Below are 6,296 nucleotides of genomic sequence, written 5' to 3'. Positions count from 1 at the left end.
GGTGGTTTTAATCCCTAACTCTTCCAGCAAAGTGAATAGATCTTCTTCCTTAGCGGGCATGTTAATTCCTTGAATTCAAAGGGTTGTTACGTTCCAAATATATAACGCGAGATTTTTAATTAACCAAAGCAATTTTTTTATAATTAAGGGCTTGCAATATCAAATTTGTTTTGTATTATCCCCCGCACAGACAACAAAATCGTTGTTTTAGCATCTTTTAGGTGCGGGCGTAGCTCAGTGGTAGAGCGTCACGTTGCCAACGTGAATGTCGAGAGTTCGAATCTCTTCGCCCGCTCCATTTTCCAAAAAATTGTTTTATCTTCTCATGGGCATTTTATAAAACGCCTAATTCAAATTTCATTTAGGTGATCTTTTACTAATTGTCATTTGATAAAATTGATGACGCAAGATGTGTTTTAGCCTAGCATTACCTTAAAGAAATCATAGGGAGAATGAAAACCATGTTCAAAAAATTAAGTTGGGCTCTAGGTTTAATTATTATCATTATTATAGGATTTCTAATTATAAGTCGTTCAATGCTTTATAATTATGATGTAAATGCTGATCATGCTTATGATTTTACGGCTACAGAAGCAACCATTATCCCGGTTGAGATTTCTGGAAATTCTCTTATGTTGCCAGCCTACGAAGGGGTTGGTCAATCCAGCTTCCTTAAAGTGGAAGTGGAAGCGTCTTTGTTTAGCCACGTGATCAGACCGAGCCTTGAATTATCAGGCAATAATGGCTCTGAAATTCAATATTTTGAGCATGGTGCTAATGGGGAACGCTATATTAATGTCAGTAAGTTGATTGAGGCAGGGGCACATGAAATCATTTTTGAGGAAAATTTTCTTTCTATTGTCGATGGAAAAACGGATCTTATACAATTTGAAAACCCAATTTTAAAAGACAAAAAAATTCTTATTCTTGCGCCTCATCCGGATGATGCTGAGATTGCATCTTTTGGGTTATATAGCGAACATGATGATATATTTATTGTTACAGTTACATCGGGAGATGCGGGTTCTTTTATGTATGATGAAGTTTATTCGAGTGATGAAGCAAAAGCCCACTATCTTAAGAAAGGTGAGGTCAGAACTTGGAACAGTTTATCAGTACCAATGCTGGGTGGCGTGCCTCCTGAAAATCTTGTCAATCTTGGATTTAATGACGCGCGACTTAGGGGCATGTATAGAGATAAAGATTTGATAGCGAGCGGAGTTTATACGGAAATTTCCGATATGAACACATTTAGAAAGCAAAATACATCTTATCTTGCAAAAGGGTTAGAAGGAATTAATAACTGGGATAGTCTGGTTGGTAATCTTGTTTATCTTATTGGTGAAATCAATCCGGATATAATTATCACACCTTCCCCCATGTTGGATATGCATAGCGATCATCAATACACGACAATCGCTGCGGTAGAGGCATTAAAAAAATTGAATAAACGAGATGGTCAACTACTGCTTTATACAAATCATCAGGTTAATTTTAATGAAAGATTTCCTTATGGTGAGATGGGATCTTTAATCTCGTTGCCGCCAACACCTAAAGGAAGCAATTATTTTAGACGTCTTTATTCTTATTCTATGTCGATTGATGTTCAGCGCAATAAAATTTTTGCACTTGATGCTATGAATGATTTACGCTTAGGAACAGATTATCGTTTTTCTGGCCGCGCATTCCAACAAGCATTTGAAACGCTATGGATGCAGTTAACAGGGAAAGACGAAAGTTATTTTCGTCGTTCCGTGAGAAGTAACGAATTTTTCTTCGTCATAGAAATGGATGATATCTATGACGATAAGAAATTAGATAAATTATAAATACATGGCGCGCCCAAGAATATTTCTGATGTCAGGCTTATAATTCTTTTCATCATAAACATTGCTGACGATTAAATTTTCTTGCGGTGTTAAGACGCAATCATTATCGGCAAGTTGATAATTACCATCAATAATTGCTGTCATTTTTCCATAATTCTTTTTCTCAATTTGTTGAATTGCCATTGCACCAAAATTTCCTGCGACCAGCTTATCTAGTGCATCCGGCTCACCGCTTCTTAATAAATATGCAAGTGGTTGCGTTAACACACTAACATTATGGTTTTGCTGTAAATCCTCATAAAGAATGTCGCCAATACCCCCGAGTTTCTCGTTTCCATATTGGTCTTTCTTTCCTTGATAGATGATATTGCCGTCTTTTAATTTTGCTCCTTCGGCGACGACGGCGACGGCATAATTCTCTGAATTTCGAACACGATCCGATATTATCAAATCACTAAAATGATTAAGATCAATTGCTACCTCTGGAATAAGCACCCTATCAGCAGAGGCAATATGACCACTTAAAAGTGCGGGTTCACCACTGTGTCTTCCAAAAAGTTCAATGATGGCGATGCGTTCATGGCTGGCGGCTGTACTGCGGATTTTATTAATACTATTAACACAGCGTGTCACACATGTGCTAAAACCAATGCAATAATCAGTTCCATTCACATCATTATCCATGGTTTTTGGAATGCTAATGACCGGAAAGTTCTTTTTCGTTAATTGAGCCGCAAATCTAAGTGATCCATCACCACCAATTGGTATAAGGGCATCTATTTCCATTAGATCCAGTATTTTTAAAATATGGTCTGTACAATCAAATGTGCCTTCTTTAAATGTTGACGCAGGGACATTATCTTTCAAAAATTCGGGCAAGAATTCAGCATTAATTTGTACGGGATTATAGCGGGATGTATGTAAAATAGTACCGCCAATATTTTCGACACCACTTAATTCTGATAAATGTAAAGGCCGTGAAAGAGCGCTGTTTATTTCAGGGTCACCATCCGGGTTATAATCAAGTAACCCTCTCCATCCGCGCTTAATACCAACACAATCCCAACCGTTTTGTTCCGCACCTTTTACTATGGCTTTAATGCAAGCATTTAATCCTGGGACATCGCCACCACTGGTTAATATGCCGATCTTCATTTCGTTTTCCTCATGATAAAAGATTATGTTTTTTTAATTGATGCCTTAACTGATGATAATTCAGATTTAAAAATTTAGCAGCTTCTTTTTGGTTAAATTTACTTTTATTGAGAGCATGATGTAATAATTCTTTTTCATGGTTTTCTACACTTTCTTGAAAATCTAAAGGTTCATTAAAAATCGCTGTTTCGGGTTTAATTTCTTTTTGGATTTTTACCTTATGCTTAGAAGAAACTGTTGACGGTCTATATGGTGAATTAAAGGGATCTAGAAGAACGCCCTCAATTGGATGAAATTCATTTTCACTATAATAGACGGCCCGCTCAATAACATTTTTGAGTTCTCTTACGTTTCCAGGCCAAGTGTGCTCGAAAAGCATTTCTATAACGCTTTCAGAAAAACCAGGAAAAGATTCCCAGCCCACTTCTTGTGCAATTTTTTGTCCAAAATGAATGGCTAATATTAAAATATCTTCTTTACGGTGCCGAAGAGAAGGAAGCGTTATGACATCAAGGGCCAACCGGTCAAGCAGGTCATGTCGAAAATCACCTGCTTCAGCAGCGCTAGGCAAATCAATGTTTGCGGCTCCTATTATGCGCACATCGGTATGAATTGTTTTATTGCTGCCTACTCTTTGAAAGGTGCCATATTCTGTAATGCGCAGTATTTTTTCTTGAGCAGACAACGAGGTCGTTGCTATTTCATCAAGAAAAATTGTACCTTTATCCGCTTCTTCAAATCGCCCTATCCTTTTTCCTTGAGCACCAGTAAAAGAACCAGCCTCATGACCGAATAATTCAGATTCAAGCAAGGTATCCGGTAAAGCTGCGCAATTAACTTGCACAAATTTTTGTTCCCATCTAGGGGATAAGAAATGTAAGCGCGACGCAATCAATTCTTTACCCGTTCCCCGTTCCCCGATTACAAGCACGGGCCTATCGTGGCGCGCTGCCCGACTGGCCTGTTCGATAATTTCTAAAAACGCGGGACTTTCGCCAATAATTATTTGTTGGTCATATTTCATTGATAAAAAATATCAAATAATGATAATAATTACTAATTAATAATAAAAATTTTATTATTAAAGCTCACCTATAAAAAGAGATAAAACCAAATAAACATTATATTGTAATGAGTTAGGGCAAAAATTCAAAACTGGCACAACTTATGCAATGTAAGTGGCGAAGGTCCAGAGTTGGGGCATATAATTTTTGGAGACATCAAATGGGCATTTTTACTCGCCTAACAGACATAATAAATTCAAACATCACACATCTTCTAGATAAAGCAGAAGATCCGGACAAAATGATCCGTATGATGATACAGGAAATGGAAGATACACTTGTTGAAGTGCGCTCTTCAGCGGCCCGTGTTATTGCCGACCGTAAAGAATTAGACCGTAACATATCACGTCTTAAGAAGGTAGAAGACGATTGGTATGCGAAAGCAGAATTAGCCTTAAGCAAAGATAGAGAGGATCTTGCAAATGCAGCACTCATTGAAAAAGCAAAACTGGTTGACCTCGCTCTGGAATTGGAGCAGGACCGCGCTCCTTTAGAAGATGCGCTTAAAAAATATGAAGAGGATATTATTCTTCTGGAAGCCAAAATTAAAGAAGCAAAACAAAAACAAAAAGCACTATATGAACGTCAAAACTCAGCACAGTCCAGATTAAAAGTACGGGCAAGGCTGTATAGCAACCGGATTGAAGATGTGATGAACCGTTTCAATATGATGGAAAGGCGCGTTGAGGAAACAGAAAGCCGTGTTGAAGCAGAAGAAATGGGACGTGAGATGAACTTATATGAAGAGTTTGCCGACTTAGTTGCCAATGAAGCAGTTGCCGATGAATTGGCCGCATTAAAAGAAAAGCTTGCAAAGAAATCAAGCAAAGATGAAAAGAAATAAAAATCAGTGTATCCTGACCATCTTAGGTCAAGGAAAGGATAGAAAATGGAAATAGTTGGTATACTTTTTATGGCGATTGTCGCGCCAATATGGGTTTTGCTTCATTATATAACCAGATGGAAATCAACCAAAACCATCAGCAATGAAGACGAAAACATTTTAGCGGAATTATGGGAAAGTGCAGACAGAATTGAGGCGCGACTTAATAACATCGAACGTATTTTAGATACCGACTCCCCAGACTGGAGAAATAAATAATGTTTAGAGATAAAAAAACGCCAAAATATAGAAAGTTATATTTGGATAAACAAAATGCTAAAATATCTGGTGTTTGCGCCGGCGTAGGAGATTATTTTGGTCTAGATCCCATGGTCGTGCGAATTGTTACAGTGCTTATTGCACTTTTTGGCGGCGGATTAATCATATTAGGTTATATCCTACTGACCATATTCTTAGATGCGAAGCCAAAGGATATGTTTGAGAGTAAAAAAGAAAGTGAATTTTGGAAATCAGTGAGAACCGAGCCATCCAATACGGTGCGCGATGTGAGATATAAATTTCGTGATATTGAGCGACGTCTAAGAGCCGCTGAAGCTCATGTTACGTCACCACAATATAATCTTCACCGCGAAATTAACGATTTAGATAGGTAAATTTTAAGATGGACATTTTTGTCAAGCCAACATCAGAAAATCCATCTAGGGGGATTTTAAAACTTGGAAATAAAACCTATCCTTGCGCTTTAGGTAAAGGGGGTATTTCTTTTGAAAAACAAGAAGGCGATCATAAGAGTCCTGTGGGGAAATTTGGACTAAGAAGTGTTTATTATAGATATGATAAATTGGATAAACCAATATATAGCCAAGTTCCGATGATGGCTTTACTTAAAGAAGACGGTTGGTGCGATGATCCGAATGATGCCACTTATAATAAAGCAGTGATGCTTCCTTACCATGCTAGTGCTGAGGAGCTTTGGCGGGACGATGATTTATATGATATTTTGGTGGTCTTGGGGTATAACGATAATCCTCCTGTAACCGGCAAAGGTAGTGCGATATTCATGCATGTAGCACGTGATCTAGAAGATCATGAATTCAAAGGGACTGAAGGGTGTGTGTCATTGAAAAAAGATGACTTATTGGAACTATTGCCCAAGCTTACGACTGATACCCACTTAGAGATATCAGCTTAATTGAACATCAAAATTCATCTTTATCAGTTGTAAATTCTGGAATTTCAGTTATTGCTGTAATTTTAAAACCACGTCTTCGTGGGTATTTAGAACGAATTTTTTTAATGACTTTTTTTGACATTTTTCGCGGGCAATTCGATATATCGTGAGTCTGCCCATCCATCATCATAGCGTGGGTGGGACTCAGCAAAATCAACGGCTGCTCTAACTTC

General features: G+C 37.8%; 7 protein-coding genes and 1 tRNA gene. 6 read left to right on the top strand and 2 right to left on the bottom strand.

The features are described 5' to 3' along the window. The first annotated feature begins 223 nt into the window (after positions 1 to 223). A tRNA-Gly gene (locus ACTF6W_RS02350) sits at positions 224 to 298 on the top strand. Positions 299 to 461: 163 nt separating this feature from the next. Next, positions 462 to 1,829: a PIG-L deacetylase family protein gene (locus ACTF6W_RS02345; protein ID WP_438992930.1), complete on the top strand. Its 1,368-nt coding sequence runs from the start codon at positions 462 to 464 to the stop codon at positions 1,827 to 1,829. Here the strand turns inward: ACTF6W_RS02345 and ACTF6W_RS02340 are convergent. After that, complete coding sequence (locus tag ACTF6W_RS02340; RefSeq protein ID WP_438992929.1) at positions 1,824 to 2,984, bottom strand: 6-phosphofructokinase; 1,161 nt, start codon at positions 2,982 to 2,984, stop codon at positions 1,824 to 1,826. The genes ACTF6W_RS02345 and ACTF6W_RS02340 overlap by 6 nt on opposite strands. Positions 2,985 to 2,994: 10 nt before the next feature. Then, the gene (gene pspF / locus ACTF6W_RS02335) at positions 2,995 to 4,008 is read right to left on the bottom strand and encodes a phage shock protein operon transcriptional activator (protein ID WP_438992928.1); all 1,014 of its coding nucleotides are present in this window, start codon (positions 4,006 to 4,008) and stop codon (positions 2,995 to 2,997) included. A gap of 200 nt (positions 4,009 to 4,208) precedes the next feature. Here pspF and pspA point away from each other — a divergent pair, with 200 nt between their 5' ends. The 4 genes from pspA to ACTF6W_RS02315 are packed head-to-tail and all read left to right on the top strand — an operon-like array spanning position 4,209 to position 6,084. Then, positions 4,209 to 4,892, top strand: a complete 684-nt coding sequence (gene pspA, locus ACTF6W_RS02330; protein ID WP_438992927.1) for a phage shock protein PspA — start codon at positions 4,209 to 4,211, stop codon at positions 4,890 to 4,892. A gap of 45 nt (positions 4,893 to 4,937) precedes the next feature. Continuing rightward, positions 4,938 to 5,150 (top strand): envelope stress response membrane protein PspB, encoded by a 213-nt coding sequence (gene pspB, locus ACTF6W_RS02325; protein WP_438992926.1) that lies wholly within the window; start codon positions 4,938 to 4,940, stop codon positions 5,148 to 5,150. Further along, positions 5,150 to 5,545, top strand: coding sequence for an envelope stress response membrane protein PspC (gene pspC, locus ACTF6W_RS02320; protein WP_438992925.1), 396 nt, complete (start codon positions 5,150 to 5,152; stop codon positions 5,543 to 5,545). The genes pspB and pspC overlap by 1 nt, the downstream gene beginning before the upstream one ends. A gap of 8 nt (positions 5,546 to 5,553) precedes the next feature. Continuing rightward, positions 5,554 to 6,084 carry a L,D-transpeptidase family protein gene (locus tag ACTF6W_RS02315; protein WP_438992924.1) on the top strand — a complete coding sequence of 177 codons (531 nt, stop codon included), beginning with the start codon at positions 5,554 to 5,556 and terminating at the stop codon, positions 6,082 to 6,084. The last annotated feature ends 212 nt before the right edge of the window (positions 6,085 to 6,296 follow it).

Origin of the sequence: Pseudemcibacter sp. (genome assembly GCF_965661635.1) — a bacterium.
GTDB lineage: Bacteria > Pseudomonadota > Alphaproteobacteria > Sphingomonadales > Emcibacteraceae > Pseudemcibacter.
The sequence above is the reverse complement of the archived record's forward strand: the minus strand, read 5'-3'. Positions and strand labels throughout refer to the sequence as shown.

What these genes read in the sequence shown, in the direction of transcription:
- ACTF6W_RS02345 (WP_438992930.1), top strand. Translation starts at nt 462, where the DNA reads ATGTTCAAAAAATTAAGTTGGGCTCTAGGTTTAATTATTATCATTATT.
- ACTF6W_RS02340 (WP_438992929.1), bottom strand. Translation starts at nt 2,984, where the DNA reads ATGAAGATCGGCATATTAACCAGTGGTGGCGATGTCCCAGGATTAAAT.
- pspF (WP_438992928.1), bottom strand. Translation starts at nt 4,008, where the DNA reads ATGAAATATGACCAACAAATAATTATTGGCGAAAGTCCCGCGTTTTTA.
- pspA (WP_438992927.1), top strand. Translation starts at nt 4,209, where the DNA reads ATGGGCATTTTTACTCGCCTAACAGACATAATAAATTCAAACATCACA.
- pspB (WP_438992926.1), top strand. Translation starts at nt 4,938, where the DNA reads ATGGAAATAGTTGGTATACTTTTTATGGCGATTGTCGCGCCAATATGG.
- pspC (WP_438992925.1), top strand. Translation starts at nt 5,150, where the DNA reads ATGTTTAGAGATAAAAAAACGCCAAAATATAGAAAGTTATATTTGGAT.
- ACTF6W_RS02315 (WP_438992924.1), top strand. Translation starts at nt 5,554, where the DNA reads ATGGACATTTTTGTCAAGCCAACATCAGAAAATCCATCTAGGGGGATT.